The organism is Caproicibacterium sp. BJN0003 (assembly GCF_026314295.1).
In the GTDB taxonomy this organism is placed as follows: domain Bacteria; phylum Bacillota; class Clostridia; order Oscillospirales; family Acutalibacteraceae; genus Caproicibacterium.
The window spans coordinates 1186534-1204236 of the sequence record NZ_CP111108.1 but is presented as its reverse complement, the minus strand read 5'-3'; the positions used below and the strand labels follow the sequence as shown (position 1 = coordinate 1204236).

Below are 17703 nucleotides of genomic sequence, written 5' to 3'. Positions count from 1 at the left end.
ATCAAATGAGCGAGCATCCAATTGAAGGACTTATGGGGACAACGCTGGAGAAAATCAAACAAATGGTGGATATCAATACCATCATTGGAGATCCCATTACTTCTCCGGACGGAACTATTATCATTCCTGTTTCAAAGATTAGTTATGGATTTGCTTCGGGCGGCTCAGACTTTGCTTCCAAAGTGCAAACGGATAAGAGCTTTTTTGGAGGCGGTGCCGGTGCAGGCGTAACAATTTCTCCTATTGCTTTTATTACGATCAGCAATGGAAATGTTAAAATGCTGCAGATCGATCCATATAATTCTTCCGCTGACAGAATTGTTGGAATGGTACCAGATGTCGTCGACAAAATCAGCAGTTTTGTAAAAGAAAGCAAAGAAAAAAAGGAAGCTAAAAAAGAAAAAGCATCAGAAGAAAATCCAATTGAAGATCCTCAAGTCTAATTTTTAAACAACATTTTTAAGCAGCCGCCTGCATATGATTCAGTGGCAGGTGGTTGTTTTGTATCAAAAAGGATTTTTGAGAATTGGAATCGTTCTGATTATTCTAGCTGCTTTTTTGATTCCCGCTAATGCAGAAGAACTTTCTGTTTCAGCAGAAAGTGCGATTTTAGTAAATGCAGATAGCGGAGAAGTTTTATGGGCAAAGAATGAAAATCAGGAATGCGCAATGGCAAGCACTACAAAAATCATGACAGCCTTGATCACTTTGGAACAGGCCGCCGAAGATGATAAAGTGGTAACCATTACAAAACAAATGACGGCAGTGGAAGGCTCTTCCATGGGACTTCAGCCGGGGGAGCAGCTGCGTCTGAGCAGCCTTGCGGCAGGAATGCTCAGCGTTTCCGGAAATGATGCTGCAAATTCAGCTGCGATTGCGATTGACGGAAGTGCAGAAAAATTTTCGGAACGAATGAATCAAAGAGCCAGAGAACTTGATATGGATCATACGCATTTTGTTACGCCCTCCGGGCTGGATGATGATGCGCATTATTCGACTGCGGCTGATATGGCAAAACTTACCTGTGCAGCAATGAAAAATTCTGCTTTTCAGAAAATTGTTTCACAGAAATCAATTCAAGTAGAGTTTATAAATCCGCAAATCAAACGGATGTATGCAAACCATAATCGGCTTTTAAGTTTTTATCAGGGATGTATTGGAGTAAAAACCGGGTTCACTAAAAAGGCAGGACGCTGTTTAGTGTCTGCGGCAGAACGTGACGGGGTACGTGTAGTAGCAGTCACTTTAAATGCGCCGGATGATTGGAATGATCACCAGAAATTATTGGATGAAGGATTTCAGAAGCTTCAGTCCATCACTTTTGATGATCGGTCTTTTACGGCCGAGGTCCCTTCTGCGACTGGTGGGACAATGATAGGAGTACGGGGCCAAATAGGGGATACAGTTGTTCTCCCAAAAGATAGTTACCCGGAACGCACAGTTGAATTGCCGCAATTTTTGTATGCTCCGATTGAAAAAGGGCAGTGCGTTGGGAGAGTCGTCTATCGGTTAAATGGACAGATTATTTCACAGACTCCGATTCTTGCAGATTCGGATGTGCCTGAAGAAAGAAGCAAACAATCAATCTTTGACCGAATAAAACAATTTTGGATGTCTTGCTTTCCGTAAAATCAGAAAGAACGAAAAATGAGGAGAAATCAAAATGGCAGAAAAAATCAGATTACAAAAAATCCTTGCAGACAGCGGGGTTGCTTCACGCCGAAAAGCGGAATCTATGATAGAAGCAGGAAAAGTTCAAGTAAATGGAAAAACTGCTGTGATAGGGGATAAGGCGGACCCAAAGCATGACCAGATTTCTGTAGAAGGAAGGCTCCTCAATACTCGTGTGAATGAAGTTTATTTGATGCTGCATAAACCAAGAGGATTCATTACTACTATGCAGGACGAAATGGGAAGAAAATGCGTTGCGCAATTAGTGCAGGATGTACCGACACGCGTTTATCCTGTAGGACGCCTTGATCGAGAGAGTGAAGGATTACTTTTGATGACGAATGACGGCGATTTCGCAAATGCAATGACACATCCTTCTAAGCATGTACCTAAGGTTTATCGAGTAACAGTGCACCCAACCATTACTGAAGAACAGCTTCTTCAATTTGAGCTTGGAATGGAAATTGATGGGTATAAAACGGCTCCGGCTCAAGTCCGGGTGCTGAAAACAGAACCGGGACGAGTCGTTTTGGAAATTGTTCTGCACGAAGGAAGGAACCGCCAAATTCGTAAGATGTGTGAAGCAATGGGCCTTGAAGTAGCGCGTTTAAAAAGAATTGCGATGGGTCCTGTTCGTTTAGGAATGTTAAAGCCCGGAGAATGGCGTTATCTTACTGCAGAAGAGTTAAACGGTCTTCAAAACGAAGCAAAGCATGGGTCATCTTCAAAAAACGAGAGGGAGTCTCCCTCTTCTCATAAGAAAACTTTTAAGCACAACCCAAATCGTTAAAAATTTGTTTTATTTGAAATACTTGCCAAGCGAAACAGAATCGTCTATAATCATTTTGTTATAGCAATGATGATTAGAAATCAAAATTGTGTCTGATCAATTTTGAAGGCACATGACGGGAGGAATCAGAATGAGTATTGCCGGCAATGCTGATTTAAAGCAAGCCTGTGATGCTGCAGGTAAAACCAGAGGTCATCAACTTCTGGAATCCCTGTTTGACAAAGGTACTTTTCATGAAATTGGTCGTTTTTCCAAGTCAGGAGAAACTTATACGGAAGCTTGCGCCGGATTTGGAACAGTTGAGGGTTGCCCTCTTTATGCTTTTGCCCAAGATAGCGATGTAAATGGTGGAGCTATGAGTAAGGCACAGGCAGAAAAAGTTCGCAAAATTTATGCGCTGGCAGTAAAAACAGGAGCTCCGATTGTAGGCATTTTTGATTCCATTGGAGGCAAGCTGGTAGAAAAAGGGGACTTGCTTTCCGCTTATGGGGAGATTTTGCGCGATGCAAATAATCTTTCCGGTGTTGTTCCGCAGATTTCGCTGGTCCTGGGCCCTTGCATTGGAACTTCAGCAATGATTGCAGCAGGTGCGGACTTTATAGTGATGAGTAAAAAAGGACAGCTTACTATTGCACCAAACGGAGAGGGCGGGTTTTCTCAGGAAGCTGCTGAAAATGGCATTGTGGCGCTTGTCAAAGACTCCGAAGAGGAAGCTATAAAGGCTGTTCGTCAATTGATTATAAAACTGCCGTCCAATAATTTGGAACCGGCTGCTTTTATGGAAGAATCTGAAGCAGTTTCTGTACCGTCTGTAGAAAATACGGCAAAAGAAGCTGCAAAAGCAGTTGCCAGTAAAGATTCCATTATGGAGCTTTCTCCGGATTTTGGGAAAGATGTTTTTACGGCTTTTTCTGGAGTCGGAATTGGAACAACTGTAGGATTGGTTTCTTATGATGGAGAACTAACCGAAGATGATTGTGTAAAAGCCGCACGGTTTATTCGCTTTTGTGATGCATTTAGTATTCCAGTTGTTTCTTTTGTAAATGCGAAAGGATTTTTATCTTTGCGTGCAGCTTCTATGCTGAGCAGTGCCTATGCGGAAGCGACTGTATCTAAAGTAACCATTGCGGTTGGAGATGCTTATGGCCCTGTGTATATTGCAGTTGCTGGAAAAGGTGCAAATGCAGACAGTGTCGTTGCATGGCCGCAAGCTGTTATTTCTGCACTTGCTCCCGAGACAGCCGCTGTTTTTCTTTGGAATGATAAGCTGAAAGATTCGAAAAATTCTATTTCGGATCGCAAAAAAATGATTGAAGAATATCGAGCAACAGAAGCTTCTCCATTGCAGGCAGCAGCGCAGGGCTTAATTGAAAATGTGATTGAGCCGGAAGAGACCCGCAGCCAAATTCAAAAGGACTTGACGATGCTTTCTGGAAAACGTGTACATACATTTCCGAAAAAGCACAATAATATTCAGCTTTAAATGAGATCGCAACAAGTCATAAGATATATGCACTGTATTGAAATCTTTTGAAAGTTTAGGAGGACTTATTTGCATGAAAAATCTGAAAATCACGGTAAATGGAATTGCTTATGACGTTCAGGTGGAAGAGGTTAATGGAACGTTTGCTGCAGCTCCAGTCATTGCACCGGCTCCTCAGTATAAGCCCGTGCCGATGCCTCGCCCGGTAGCTGCTCCTGTTCCCGTGGCTGCTGCTCCTATTGCTCCAGTTCCGGTAAAAGCTTCGTCAGTATCCGCTGCCAAGCCTTCTGGGAATGCAGAAACAGTTGAAAGCCCGCTCCCGGGAAATGTGATGAGTATCAATGTTAAACCTGGGGACTCTGTCAAAGCAGGACAGGTCCTTTTAATGCTTGAAGCTATGAAGATGGAAAACGAAATTGTTGCACCTCATGATGCAACAATTAAGAACGTGTGTGTAAACAAAGGGGATACTGTTGACGCAGGTGCTCCCCTTGTAATTATTTGCTGAGGGGGTAACCATAATGACAAAAAAAATTGGTATTACAGAAACGGTCCTGCGCGATGCACATCAGTCTTTAATTGCAACCCGTATGCCTATCGGGGATATGACGCCGATCCTTGGAAAACTGGATCAGGTCGGATTTCATTCCCTAGAGTGTTGGGGCGGCGCTACGTTTGATGCCTGCCTTCGCTTCTTGGATGAAGATCCATGGGATCGTTTGCGCACAATTCGTAAGATGTGTCCGAATACAAAGCTTCAGATGCTGTTCCGTGGCCAGAATATGCTGGGCTATCGTCATTACGCTGATGATGTCTTGGAGTATTTTGTCCAGCGTTCTGTTGCAAACGGTATTGATATCATTCGTATTTTTGATGCACTCAATGATATTAAGAACCTGAAAGTTGCTATTAAGGCGGCAAAAAAAGAGGGTGCACATGCTCAGGTAGCAATTTGTTATACCACTGGCCCTGTGTTCACAACGGATTATTATGTCGAATATGCAAAGAGAATTGCGGATGCCGGTGCAGATTCTATCTGTATTAAAGATATGGCAGCCTTGCTGACTCCTTATGCAACTTCAGAACTAGTGACCGCTTTAAAGAAAGCGGTCGATCTTCCGATTCAGCTTCATACGCATTATACTTCTGGCTTGGCTTCTATGTGCTTACTTAAAGGAATCGAAGCAGGAGCTGACTTGATCGATACTGCAATGTCTCCGTTGGCACTGGGCACTTCACATGCACCGACAGAGTCCATGGTCGCAGCTTTGCAGGGGACTCCTTATGATACCGGTCTTGACTTAAAATTGCTCAATGAGATTCGTGAGTACTTCATGGGTTTGCGCAAGAAATACTTTGAAAGTGGCCTCCTTGATCAGTCCATGCTTGCAACGAACACCAAAGCGCTTGTTTATCAGGTACCGGGCGGTATGCTTTCAAATCTGCTCTCTCAGCTGAAGCAGGCAGGCAAAGCGGATCGCATGGATGAAGTGCTGCAGGAAGTTCCGCGTGTTAGAAAAGATGCCGGATACCCGCCGCTCGTTACGCCGACTTCTCAGATCGTAGGAGCACAAGCTGTTTTTAACGTGATTACCGGACAGCGTTATAGAATGTGCACAAGAGAATTTAAAGATTTGATTGCAGGAAAATATGGTACTACACCGGTGCCGATTGACGATGCTTTCGCAAAATCTATTATTGGTGATCGCGAAAGAATTACCTGTCGCCCGGCAGATCTTTTGAAACCGGAACTCGAAACCCTCAGACAAGAGTGCGCACAGTGGATGGAGCAGGAAGAAGATGTTCTTTCCTATGCACAGTTCCCACAGGTTGCAAAAGAATTCTTCCAGAAACGTGCAGAAAAGAAATATGGGATTGATGCTGCACATGCAAATACTGCACAGCAAATTCATCCGGTCTAAGACGAACTTTTTAAATCCAGTTCCAGCTATTGGAGCTGGATTTTTTATTTAGTTGACAATACTGCCTGATTTCTGGTAAAATAATATGAAAATCATTTCTCTTAAAAAACAGCATAGGGATGGTCATTTTGCTAAAAAGTATGACAGGCTTCGGGAGAATGGAAGCCGTAAAAAACGGAAGAGAAATTTCAGTAGAGATCAAGTCGGTTAATCACCGCTATTTTGAGTTTTCCTCTCGTATCAGCCGTGGATATGATTTCTTGGAAAGTAAACTAAAAGCATATCTTCAGCAAAAACTTTTTCGAGGAAAGGTAGAGGCCTTTATTTCTATTGAAACGCTGCAGGATACCGCAGCGCAAGTACATGTTAATTATCCGCTTGCGGAAAGCTATCTAAAGTCTCTAAGAGAGCTGCGTGACCGCTATGATCTTCGGGACGATATTTCTGTGATGGCAGTCTCGCGTTATCCGGATATTCTAACAGTTGAGCATGAGCCGGAAGATGAAGAAGCGCTCTGGAATGATGTTAAAGAAGTTGCAGAAGGTGCCCTTGGTGCTTTGCTTGCTATGCGGGAAGCAGAAGGCGTTAATCTTAAAAAAGATGTTCTTTCCCGCGCAGAGTGTATTTTACAGATGGTTCAGAAAGTCGAAGAACGTTCTCCTCAAACAGTGGCGGAATACAATGAAAAGTTGATTGCCAGACTGCATGAAATATTGGGGGATACAACTGTTGATGAGGAACGCCTTTTGACGGAAGCTGCTATTTTTGCAGATAAAGTGGCCGTGGCGGAAGAAACAGTCCGGCTGCGCAGCCATTTTGATCAGTTTAAAAAGCTTTTAGATTCAGAAGGGCCGATTGGCCGAAAACTGGATTTTTTGGTGCAGGAAATGAACCGAGAAGCAAATACAATCGGTTCCAAAGCATGCGATACACAAATTGCTTATCTTGTAGTAGATATTAAAGCAGAAATCGAAAAAATTCGGGAACAGATTCAGAACATCGAATAGAAAAGGTGAAAAAGAAGCAAGATGAAATTAATTAATATTGGATACGGAAATCTTGTTGCGGAAGATCGCATTATAGCGGTTGTCAGCCCAGAATCTGCACCGATCAAACGAATTATTGCCGATGCCAAAGAGAGGCACACTTTAATTGATGCGACGTATGGCAGACGTACAAAAGCGGTTATTATCACAGATAGTGAGCATGTGATTCTCTGTGCACTTGTTCCTGAAAAAGTTGCAAAGCGCGGGGAAGACCGCCAAGAGGAAACAGCTGAAGAAGAGGAGTTGAGTCATAGTGAATCATAGAGGTTTGCTGATTATTTTTTCTGGCCCTTCTGGTAGCGGAAAGGGGACAGTCTTAAAACGTTATTTTGAAAAATATCAAAATGCTCAGTTGTCTATTTCTGCTACGACCAGAGATCCGCGCCCCGGAGAAAAAGATGGAGTTTCCTATTATTTTGTCAGTCAGGAAAAATTTCAATCGATGCAGGAAAATGATGAGCTTTTGGAAAGTGCAAAATATTGTGATCATTGCTATGGAACTCCTAAAAAGCCCATCGAAAATTGGCTCAATGAAGGCAAAGACGTATTCTTGGAAATTGAGGTGCAGGGGGGAGCACAGATTCAGAAAAAAGTTCCCCAAAGTGTTGGAATCTTTAATCTGCCGCCTTCCTTAAAGGTTCTGGAATCCAGGCTTCGCGGACGCGGAACAGAGACAGAAGAAGTTGTAGAGAAACGTCTTGCAGCTGCAAAACAAGAAATTTCGCAGGCTGTTCATTATGACTATCTCTTGATCAATGATGATATTGAACAGGCTGTAGAAGAGCTTGCCCAGATTATTCATGCTGAAAAAATGAGATCAAGCCGAAATCAGGATTTAATTGAAAGGATGCTGGAAAACCATGATTAAACCAATTGCTGATAAATTGACAAAAAAAGGACAAAGCCGTTATTCTCTTTGCGTAGGAGTTGCAAAACGTGCCAGAGAGATCGTTGCTGAAGCTGAAAACAATCCAGAGGAAATTTTAGTTGAAAAGCCGGTAGAAGTGGCTGTGCGCGAATTACAAGAACATAAATATGAAATCGTCCCAGGCAAAGAGGGCAATACTTCCGCAAAAGAAGAAGCGGAGCCGAAATTTGAGTCAGAAAACGATTCAGAACAAAAATGATTTTGTGAAACAGGAGCAACAAATGTATCTTGCAAAGGTTGCTGTTGAAAAAACAGTCTATCATTTTGATCAGCCTTTTGATTATTTGATTCCGGATTTTCTTTTGCCAACAGCAAAACCGGGATGCCGCGTATTGGTCCCTTTTGGAACCGCCAGTGCAAAGCGGCAGGGAATGATTCTTGCGACTGAAGAAAGCAAAGAGAAACCTTCCATAAAGATAAAACCATTGGAAGCGGTGCTGGATTCGGCACCGCTTCTTTCAAATGAGGGGCTGCTCCTGGTTTCTTGGATAAAAGAGCAATATTTTTGCACGTTATATGAAGCTGCAAGACTTCTATTTCCAATTGGATTCCAATATCATATCAAACGCTTTTTCTCTCTTACCAAAAGGGTTTCCGAAGAATCACTTCCTTCCTATTCGCAGCAGGAGCAGGAGATCATTCGGCTTTTGCAACAGATTGGAAAGCCGGTTGAGGAAAAAGAGCTTTTTGCGGTGCTAAAAGGAACAAAGAATGTAGAATCTGTTTTGAAAGAGCTTTTTTTAAAAGGAGTTTTAGAATATAAAACGGATTCAGTGCAAAAAATTAGCGATGCAACGCAGAAAATGATTCGGTTAAAAGATCCGGAAAATGAGGAATTTCCTTTTCGCTTGACCGCTCGTCAAAAAGAAGTGGTCCAAGTATTACGGGATGCAGGAGCAGCATCTGTAAAAGAAATTTGTTATTATACCGGCGTTACACCTGCAGTTCCTGACAATCTGGTGAAAAAGGAAATTTGTGAGTTCTTTGAAAATCCTGTTTATCGAAACCCTTATGAATCTGCTGATCAAGAGATGGAAAACCGTGAGCTTATTTTATCAGCGGAGCAGGAGACCGCATACCAACATTTAAAGTCCTTGTATGATTCTTCCAAGACCCAAAGTTCACTTTTGTATGGAATTACAGGAAGCGGAAAGACTAGTATTTTTCTAAAGCTGATCGACCGTGTACAGCAGGATGGAAAAGGCGTTATTTTGATGGTCCCTGAAATTTCTTTAACCTCACAAATGATTGAAATTTTTCATCGCCGATATGGTTCTCAGGTTGCAGTATTTCACAGCGGACTCTCGATGGGGGAACGCATGGATGAATGGAAAAGAGTACGGGACGGAAAAGCTTCTATCGTGGTTGGAACTCGTTCTGCGGTATTTGCGCCACTTTCAAAAATCGGGCTAATCATTTTAGATGAAGAGCAAGAAGATACTTATCAGTCAGAGCAGTCTCCACGCTACCATGCGCGGGATATTGCCCATTTTCGCTGTGCTTATCATCATGCGCTATTATTACTTGCTTCTGCTACCCCCAGAATCGAAACCTATTATGCTGCGCAGAAGAAACGAATTGGATTTGATGTACTTTCGAAGCGCTTTGGAACTGCGATTCTTCCGCAGGTAGAAATCTGTGATATGAATCGGGAATTTGAAGCCGGAAATACCACGATTCTTAGCAGCCCCCTTTTAGAGGCATTAAAACAAGCTTTTTTGAAAGGGGAGCAAGCAATTTTGCTTTTAAATCGCCGGGGATATAATACATTCGCTTCTTGTAGAGCTTGTGGGCATGTTATTACTTGTCCGCACTGCAGCATTTCATTAACCTATCATCGTGCAAACGGTCGCTTAATGTGTCACTATTGCGGATATTCCGTTCCATTTACAAAAGAGTGTCCATCTTGCCATGAGGAAAAGGTTCATTTTGGAGGATCTGGGACACAAAAAGCAGAGGAGCAACTGCGAAATCTATTGCCTGAGGCAAAAATTTTGCGCTTAGATACCGATGCGACGATGAGTAAAAACGCTTATGAAATAAAATTGAATCAGTTTCGAAGGCATGAATACGATTTGATTGTAGGAACCCAAATGGTAGCAAAAGGACTTGATTTTGAAAATGTAACTGTTGTGGGCGTCCTTTCTGCCGATCAAGCGCTTTATTGTGATGATTTTCGCAGTTATGAACATACTTTTGATTTATTGACGCAGGTAGTCGGAAGAGCAGGCCGTGGAAATTTGCGCGGCAAAGCTTTTATACAGACTTATACCCCAGAGAATCCCATTTTAGATCTTGCCAAAAGACAAGATTATCCTGCTTTTTATCAATCCGAAATTGCAATTCGAAAGGCAATGCTTTATCCGCCTTTTGCGGATATTTGTGTGGTTGGATTTATTGGAAAAAATGAGCAGGCAGTCAAAAAATGCAGTGCTTCTTTTTTAGAAAAATTACAGGCAATCGCTTTGAATGAATATTCGGAACTTCCCCTGCGCGTCTTGAGCCCTTCACCAGCTTCTATCCCACGGGTAAGTGATAAATACCGGGATAAACTAATGATAAAATGTCGTAATAGTAAACGCTTTCGCGAAATGATTTCAAGGCTTTTAATCTTATTTGGAAAAAATCATGAGTTTCGCGGAATCACCGTTTTTGCACAGATCAATCCATGTTATGTGTTATAATAGATTTTAGGAGGTCTTTATCATGGCAATCAGAAACATTTTAAAAGAGGGAGAACCCACGTTAACGGCACATTGTCGTACAGTTGAGCAATTTAATGAACGTCTCCATATTTTATTAGACGATATGTATGAGACGATGATCAAAGCAGATGGTGTCGGTTTGGCAGCCCCTCAGGTTGGGATACGCCGTCGTATTGTAGTAATTGATGTCGGTGACGGAAAAATTGAAATGATTAATCCGGTTTTTACGCTTCGGGAAGGGGAGCAGGAAACAATAGAAGGTTGTCTTTCTTTTCCGGGACAATATGCACTGACAAAACGCCCAAAGCATGTAAAAGTGCATGCACAGGATCGTACTGGAAAACCTTTCGATTTGGAAGCATCGGATTTTTTGGCTACTGCTTGCTGCCATGAGATTGATCATCTCGATGGAATTCTCTTTCAAAGTCACGCAATTCGCATGCTGACTGCAGAAGAATTAGCAAAAATGAGATAATTTTGTTCTGATACACATAAACTAAGGATAATGGATGTGGTACAATGCGGATTTTATTCATGGGAACACCTGATTTTGCAAAGACTTGCCTGCAAAAGCTGCTAAATTCAAAGCATGAGATTTGTGCTGTTTATACGCAGCCGGATAAGCCGGTCGGAAGAAAACAGAAATTAACACCGTCTCCGGTTAAAGCTTTAGCGCAGGAAGCAGGAATTCCGGTCTTACAGCCGACGACCTTGAAAACAGAAGAAGCTGCCGAACAGTTTCGCAGTTTTCATCCGGATATTGCAGTTGTGGTGGCTTATGGAAAACTTCTTCCGAAAAAGGTCTTGGAGATTCCACCGCAGGGCTGTATCAATGTTCATGCGTCTTTGCTGCCGAAATATCGCGGGGCAGCACCGATTCAATGGTCTGTTTTAAATGGAGATAAGATTACCGGTGTTACCACAATGTTTATGGCAGAGGGGCTTGATACAGGTGACATGCTCCTCAAAGCAGAAACATCCATTGGTCAGAATGAAACTTCTGGAGAATTGGGAAATCGATTGGCAGAACTGGGAGCAGACCTCTTGCTCCAAACGATTGAAGAGTTGCCTAATATTATTCCTCAGCCGCAGGGGGAGATGACAACTGCTTATGCTTCTATGCTGGACAAGACCATGAGCCCGATTGATTGGAATAAAGATGCACTCGAGATCCATCACCAAATATGCGGATTGAATCCATGGCCGACAGCTTCTACTGTTTTCGAAGAGATTCCTTTGAAAATTTGGAAAAGCAAAGTGATCGAAAAACGAAACGGGAAACCAGGTCAGATATTGAAAGACTTTGTAGTCTGCTGCGGAAACGGAACTGCAATTCAGCTGTTAGAAGTACAGGCTGCGGGAAAAAAGCGAATGAATGCTTCTGATTTTTTACGGGGACACCTGATTTCTACCGGTACTGTTTTACCTTTTTAGGAGGCGCTTATGGGATTTTATTATTATAATTATCAGACCATGCTTTATCTTCTTCCAGCAATTTTGCTGACTTTGTATGCACAGGTCAAATTAAATTCCACTTTTCGCAAATACTCACAGATTCCAACTTCTAAAGGACTAACAGGAGCTCAAGCAGCACAAGAAGTAGCTCGGCTTGGAGGAGCCAATATTGTGGTTCGCCAGATTGGCGGAAATTTGACGGATAATTTTGATCCGCGAAATAACACAATTAGTTTATCGCAAAGCGTTTATGGCAATACTTCTATTGCGGCAGTCGGTGTTGCAGCGCATGAAGCAGGACATAGTATTCAGAACGCACAGGGATATTTGCCCAATAAAATTAGGTCAGCACTTGTTCCGGTTACCCAGGTCGGTTCCAGAGCGTCAATTCCCATGATCATTATTGGATTGATTTTACCGGTTCAATATAGCTTTATCGTTGATATTGGAATCTTACTTTTTGGATTAGTTGTCCTATTTCAGTTTGTAACGTTGCCGGTAGAATTAAATGCGAGCCGTCGGGCACTAAAAGTATTGGATGAAGGCGGAATTTTAGATGGACCTGAACTGATCGGCGCGCAAAAAGTACTGTGGGCTGCGGCGCTTACTTATTTGGCAGCCAGTTTTACTGCATTGATGCAGCTTTTACGCCTTTTGGCAATTTCAGGAAGCAGACGGGGAAATGACAGATGACGGCAAGAAGTACAGCACTTCAAGCGCTTTTACAAGTGGAAGTGAATGAAGGATACTCTAATCTCGTATTGAATAAAGCCTTAAAAAATTCGAAAATGGAACCGCGTGAAAACGCATTGGCTTCTGCACTTTTTTATGGGGTGTTGGAACGAAAGCTGACTTTAGATTATATTATTTCGCAGATTTCTAAAATTGAAATTGCAAAAATGGAGATTCCGGTTTTGTTGATTTTGGAAATGGCAGTTTATCAAATCTTATTTCTAGATAAAATTCCAGAATCCGCTGCAGTGAATGAAGCAGTCATTCTTGCAAAAACGACGGGGGAAGAAAGAGCTTCTGGTTTTATTAATGGTGTTTTGCGGAATTTTTTGAGAAAAAAAGGAACGATTCTCAATACACAGCCCAAAGGGGATCGCATTTTTTCGTTCAGTGTTCGGTATTCCTGTCCGCAGTGGCTGATTCGTATGTGGGAAAAATCTTATGGTCAGAAAACAACGGAAGATCTTTTGAAGACGTTGGAAAACAGACCGCCTATTTTTGCCCGGGTCAATACAACGTTGATTAGCCGGGAAGAATTATGTGAAAACCTCGAAAAAGAAGGAATTGAAGCAGAAATCTTTCCTTTTTTGGAAGGAACAATTTTGCTGAAAAATACCGGTTCCCTCGAAGCCAGTCCATCTTTTCAAAAAGGGCTGTTTCATATTCAAGATCTTTCTAGTCAGCTTTGTTGTGAGATGGTCGACCCAAAAGCAGGAGAACGAATTTTGGATGTCTGTGCGGCACCAGGCGGTAAGAGCTTTACGATGGCAGAGAAGATGCAAAATCAAGGGACTTTGGAAGCTTATGATTTATATAAAGGGAGAGTCCGTTTGATTGCTTCCGGTGCCTCTCGGCTTCATCTTTCCTGTATATCGGCCTCTGTAAGAGATGCTGAAAATTCTGAAGGTGTTTTACCTTTAGCAGATCGTGTATTATGTGATGCCCCTTGTTCTGGACTCGGAATTTTGCGCAGAAAGCCTGAGATTCGCTATAAAAACGCCAAAACTCTTGACAGTTTACCCAGCTTGCAGTACCGTATATTATGTAATAATGCAGGTTTTGTTCAGTATAAAGGGAAAATGATTTATTCTACCTGTACTTTAAATCCAAAAGAAAATCATGCGGTAGTTGAACGCTTTTTACAGTCTCATCCGAAATTTTCTCCGGTATCGCTTAATTTACCGCAAGGCTTTTCCCATTTAATCAATGAGCCGGAAAACGAATGGACGATTTTCCCACAAATGCATAATTCGGACGGATTTTTTATTTCAGCCTTTATCCGTCAGCGGGAGTAAAAAAATTGGAACTGATTGATATAAAATCCATGACAATACCAGAGCTTGAAACGTATTTGGCCGAAATTAAAGAGCCAAAATTTCGTGCAAAACAGATATTTTTATGGCTGCAAAAGGGAGTTACCTCTTTTTCAGAGATGACGAATCTTAGTAAATCCCTAAGAGAAACTTTGCAGAAAAAGTGCTACATAGCAGATGCTGTAATCCAGAAATGCTATTGTTCCAAACTTGACAGTACAAAAAAATACCTATTTCGCCTGCATGACGGAGAACTGATTGAATCCGTATTGATGGATTATCATTATGGAAGAACAATCTGTATTTCAACACAGGTCGGCTGCAGAATGGGATGTACATTCTGTGCTACCGGTCAGAGCGGCTTTTCTAGAAATTTGACCCCCAGTGAAATGCTTTCACAAATACAAACTGCAGAGCGAGATGGACAAAAACGCATTTCAAATGTGGTTTTGATGGGAATGGGGGAGCCTCTTGATAATTATGAAAATGTTCTTCGTTTTCTAGAGTTGATTTCCAACCCGGATGGGATTAATATTGGAATGAGGCATATTTCTCTTTCTACTTGTGGGATCGTCGATAAGATTTATGATCTTGCAGAGAAGAAATATCAATTAACACTTTCTATTTCTCTTCATGCGCCAAATGATGCCATTCGTTCTCAGACAATGCCGATCAATCAGCGCTGGCACATTGAAGATTTACTCAAAGCCTGTCGCTATTACAGTGAAACAACCGGACGCAGAATTTCCTATGAATATGCAATGATCAGCGGCCTAAATGACAGTGATGATTGTGCGCGAGAATTAGGAGAACGGCTGCGGGGCACTTTGTGTCATGTCAATTTGATTCCGGTCAATACTGTTTCCGGGACAAGCTATCGAAAGAGTATGATAGATAGGCAGCAGGTTTTTATAAAGATTCTTGCCAAAGCGGGAATCACAGCTACAGTCCGGCGGACTTTGGGCGCTGATATCAATGCCTCCTGTGGACAGTTACGCCGCAGGTACCAAAGTGAGGTTGAATTATGATAAGAGTGTGCGGAAGAACAGATATCGGAAAAGTGAGGAGCAGTAATCAGGATGATTGCCGCTTTGGACTCACTTCGGACGGAAATCTGGCGTGGTCTGTTGTCTGTGATGGCATGGGCGGCGCAAATGGTGGAAATGTTGCAAGCAGTATGGCTGTTGAGTCTATTTCAGAGCAATATCTTCACTATTTTGAAGAAACTCAGAAGTTTACAGATAACGGATTGCGAGATCTAATGACTTCTGCAGCGTATAATGCCAATACAGCGATTTATGAACGTGCAGCAGAAGATACGCAGCTTTCAGGAATGGGAACAACGTTGGTAACTGCAATCGTTTATGATGGGGTAGCACATGTCGCTCATGCAGGGGACAGCCGTGCATACCTGCTGGATTCAGACGGAATTCAGCAGATCACAACAGATCACTCGATGGTTCAGGAAATGGTAGATAGCGGAGATCTGACTTTACAGCAGGCTAAAAACCATCCACAGAAGAATATTATCACACGAGCACTTGGGGTTGAAGATCAGATACAAACGGATTACTGTGAAATAACACTGCCTCAGGATTGGTACCTTTTAATACTCTGTACGGATGGCTTTTCAAATTGTGTGGAGCCAGAAGTCCTTATGGATTTTGCCAAAAAGTTTCAGGGGCAAGATTTAGCGGATCAATTAATTGAAGAAGCGAACAAAAATGGCGGCGGGGATAATATTACCGTTTCTATTATCGAAAACTAAGTTCAAAGGAAGGAGGATTTTCTAGCATGGATAAATATGCCGGCAAACGATTGGACGGCCGCTATGAGATTCAGGAATTGGTTGGCGCTGGTGGAATGGCACTTGTGTATCGTGCTTATGATACTTTGGATCAGCGTACAGTTGCAATCAAAATACTGAAAGATGAGTTTTTGGACAATGCGGAATTTATCCGCCGCTTTAAAAATGAAAGTAAGGCAATTGCACTGCTTTCTCATCCCAATATTATTAAAGTCTATGACGTGAGCTTTGGAGATCAGATTCAGTATATCGTCGAAGAATATATTGATGGAATTACCCTTCGGGAATATTTGGACCGTCAAACTGTTATAGATCTCAATAAAGTGCTGTATTTTACCACGCAGATTTTGCGTGCGCTGCAGCATGCCCACCAGAAGGGGATTGTACACCGGGACATTAAACCGCAGAATATTATGGTTTTGCCTGATGATACGATTAAAGTGACTGATTTCGGCATTGCTCGTTTTGCCCGCAGTGAGACAAGGACAATGACGGATAAGGCCATTGGTTCTGTTCACTATATTGCACCAGAACAAGCAAGAGGAGATCTTACCGACGAAAAAGCAGATATCTATTCCGTCGGTGTCATGCTCTATGAAATGATTACCGGGCAGTTGCCTTTTGAGGCAGAAAATGCAGTTTCGGTTGCGATTATGCAGCTTCAGGCAGAACCACAGCCCCCAATGGAGATTAATCCGGATATTCCTCTTGGATTGCAGCAGATCACCTTGCATGCGATGCAGAAAGATCCTGCTCAGCGTTATCAGACTGCAACAGAGATGCTGCTGGACCTTAAAGAACTGCGCCAAAACCCGGATGCGGTTTTTGAATATAAATATATTCAAAGAAATAATGATTACGCAACGCCTAATTCTTTGAAGGATACTGCTTCTGTTACTTCTTATGATGATGGATATAATTATGTAGAGCATCCGGAACAAAATAATGCGAAAGCTAAGAAACGGAAAAAAACACCGTTTATTATTGGCGGGATTGCTTTGGGAGTTGTTATTCTTGCAGTGATTCTGATGGTCGCCGGTGTTTTTAAGAGCTGCGGAACTCCTTCAGAAGTAAAGCTTCCGAACTTTGTTGGCCAAAAATATGACGATGTAGTCAAAGCATATAATGGACAATTTAATTTTGTGGAGGAGACCAAAACAGATTCCACAAAAGAGACAGGTACGATCGTGAGCCAAAGCCCAAATGCCGATATGACCGTTAAAAAGGGTTCAGATGTGCATTTGACTGTAATTGTAGCGGCAGATACTGTACAAGTTCCGGACGTAACAGGGAAAACAGTAGCTGATGCAAAACAGGCATTGATTTCGGCAGGACTTCAGGTTGGTACCGTTACTGCCAAAGACGGAAAAGAAACGGCCAATACGATTTTGGAAACAAGTCCTGCAGCAGGAACTTCTGTAGATAAAGGCAGTAAAGTGAATCTGGTCTATAGCACTGGAAAAAAGGAAACAAAGATTTCTGTAACAGTCTCTTTGCCCAGCGTTAGCAGCAACCTTAATCTATCCTATTATTTGGATGGAGTCTTGCAGGGACAGGTAACCGTTAATCCTGCATATAATTCGACTTGGACACAGTCTTTTTCAGGAGAAACCGGAACAAAAATTTTAACGGTTTCTTTAGGTGGAAATATTTATCGTAAGATCAGTCTTGACTTTGATAGCGGAAACTTTAGTACGCTTGCGGAATACCCCTATACAGAACCTCAAACTTCACAGCCAACTAGTAGTAAAACACCGTCCAGCAGTTCTTCTGGCAATTCCTCCCCAAGCTCCAGTCACTCTTCTGATAATCCCTCCAGTAATTCCTCTGCTTCTTCGCATTAAAGCTTAA

General features: G+C 42.3%; 18 protein-coding genes. All 18 read left to right on the top strand.

All coding sequences use genetic code 11. The features are described from left to right. Nucleotides 1-5: 5 nt before the first annotated feature. The 18 genes from ytfJ to pknB all read left to right on the top strand — a co-directional run bounded on the left by ytfJ (nt 6) and on the right by pknB (nt 17696). The gene (ytfJ, locus tag OP489_RS06040) at nt 6-443 is read left to right on the top strand and encodes a GerW family sporulation protein (RefSeq protein ID WP_266163420.1); all 438 of its coding nucleotides are present in this window, start codon (nt 6-8) and stop codon (nt 441-443) included. Between the two features lie 34 nt (nt 444-477). Beyond that, the gene (locus tag OP489_RS06035; protein WP_266163419.1) at nt 478-1629 is read left to right on the top strand and encodes a D-alanyl-D-alanine carboxypeptidase family protein; all 1152 of its coding nucleotides are present in this window, start codon (nt 478-480) and stop codon (nt 1627-1629) included. 34 nt (nt 1630-1663) lie between these two features. After that, the gene (locus OP489_RS06030) at nt 1664-2461 is read left to right on the top strand and encodes a pseudouridine synthase (protein ID WP_266163418.1); all 798 of its coding nucleotides are present in this window, start codon (nt 1664-1666) and stop codon (nt 2459-2461) included. Nucleotides 2462-2591: 130 nt separating this feature from the next. Next, the gene (locus OP489_RS06025; RefSeq protein WP_266163417.1) at nt 2592-3944 is read left to right on the top strand and encodes a carboxyl transferase domain-containing protein; all 1353 of its coding nucleotides are present in this window, start codon (nt 2592-2594) and stop codon (nt 3942-3944) included. Between the two features lie 73 nt (nt 3945-4017). Then, the gene (locus OP489_RS06020; RefSeq protein WP_266163416.1) at nt 4018-4452 is read left to right on the top strand and encodes a biotin/lipoyl-containing protein; all 435 of its coding nucleotides are present in this window, start codon (nt 4018-4020) and stop codon (nt 4450-4452) included. 13 nt (nt 4453-4465) lie between these two features. After that, nucleotides 4466-5866 carry an oxaloacetate decarboxylase subunit alpha gene (locus tag OP489_RS06015; protein WP_266163415.1) on the top strand — a complete coding sequence of 467 codons (1401 nt, stop codon included), beginning with the start codon at nt 4466-4468 and terminating at the stop codon, nt 5864-5866. 128 nt (nt 5867-5994) lie between these two features. Beyond that, nucleotides 5995-6873: a YicC/YloC family endoribonuclease gene (locus OP489_RS06010; RefSeq protein ID WP_266163414.1), complete on the top strand. Its 879-nt coding sequence runs from the start codon at nt 5995-5997 to the stop codon at nt 6871-6873. A 21-nt stretch (nt 6874-6894) separates the two neighbouring features. Next, the gene (locus OP489_RS06005; protein ID WP_266163412.1) at nt 6895-7176 is read left to right on the top strand and encodes a DUF370 domain-containing protein; all 282 of its coding nucleotides are present in this window, start codon (nt 6895-6897) and stop codon (nt 7174-7176) included. Then, nucleotides 7166-7780, top strand: a complete 615-nt coding sequence (gene gmk, locus OP489_RS06000; protein WP_266163411.1) for a guanylate kinase — start codon at nt 7166-7168, stop codon at nt 7778-7780. Before OP489_RS06005 ends, gmk begins: the two co-directional genes overlap by 11 nt. Continuing rightward, nucleotides 7773-8039, top strand: coding sequence for a DNA-directed RNA polymerase subunit omega (gene rpoZ, locus OP489_RS05995; protein ID WP_266163410.1), 267 nt, complete (start codon nt 7773-7775; stop codon nt 8037-8039). The genes gmk and rpoZ overlap by 8 nt, the downstream gene beginning before the upstream one ends. Beyond that, complete coding sequence (gene priA / locus OP489_RS05990) at nt 8008-10524, top strand: replication restart helicase PriA (protein ID WP_266163409.1); 2517 nt, start codon at nt 8008-8010, stop codon at nt 10522-10524. The genes rpoZ and priA overlap by 32 nt, the downstream gene beginning before the upstream one ends. 22 nt (nt 10525-10546) lie before the next feature. Beyond that, nucleotides 10547-11020, top strand: coding sequence for a peptide deformylase (def, locus tag OP489_RS05985; RefSeq protein WP_266163408.1), 474 nt, complete (start codon nt 10547-10549; stop codon nt 11018-11020). Nucleotides 11021-11064: 44 nt separating this feature from the next. Beyond that, the gene (fmt, locus tag OP489_RS05980; RefSeq protein WP_266163407.1) at nt 11065-11979 is read left to right on the top strand and encodes a methionyl-tRNA formyltransferase; all 915 of its coding nucleotides are present in this window, start codon (nt 11065-11067) and stop codon (nt 11977-11979) included. A gap of 9 nt (nt 11980-11988) precedes the next feature. After that, on the top strand, nt 11989-12693 hold the full coding sequence (locus tag OP489_RS05975) for a zinc metallopeptidase (protein ID WP_266163406.1): 705 nt from the start codon (nt 11989-11991) through the stop codon (nt 12691-12693). Next, nucleotides 12690-14027: a 16S rRNA (cytosine(967)-C(5))-methyltransferase RsmB gene (gene rsmB, locus OP489_RS05970; protein WP_266163405.1), complete on the top strand. Its 1338-nt coding sequence runs from the start codon at nt 12690-12692 to the stop codon at nt 14025-14027. Before OP489_RS05975 ends, rsmB begins: the two co-directional genes overlap by 4 nt. Before the next feature lie 11 nt (nt 14028-14038). After that, entirely contained in the window at nt 14039-15073 is a 1035-nt protein-coding gene (gene rlmN / locus OP489_RS05965) for a 23S rRNA (adenine(2503)-C(2))-methyltransferase RlmN (RefSeq protein WP_416232472.1), read from the top strand. Next, entirely contained in the window at nt 15070-15813 is a 744-nt protein-coding gene (locus OP489_RS05960) for a Stp1/IreP family PP2C-type Ser/Thr phosphatase (RefSeq protein WP_266163404.1), read from the top strand. Before rlmN ends, OP489_RS05960 begins: the two co-directional genes overlap by 4 nt. Nucleotides 15814-15839: 26 nt before the next feature. Next, the gene (gene pknB / locus OP489_RS05955; RefSeq protein WP_266163403.1) at nt 15840-17696 is read left to right on the top strand and encodes a Stk1 family PASTA domain-containing Ser/Thr kinase; all 1857 of its coding nucleotides are present in this window, start codon (nt 15840-15842) and stop codon (nt 17694-17696) included. Nucleotides 17697-17703: the final 7 nt, after the last annotated feature.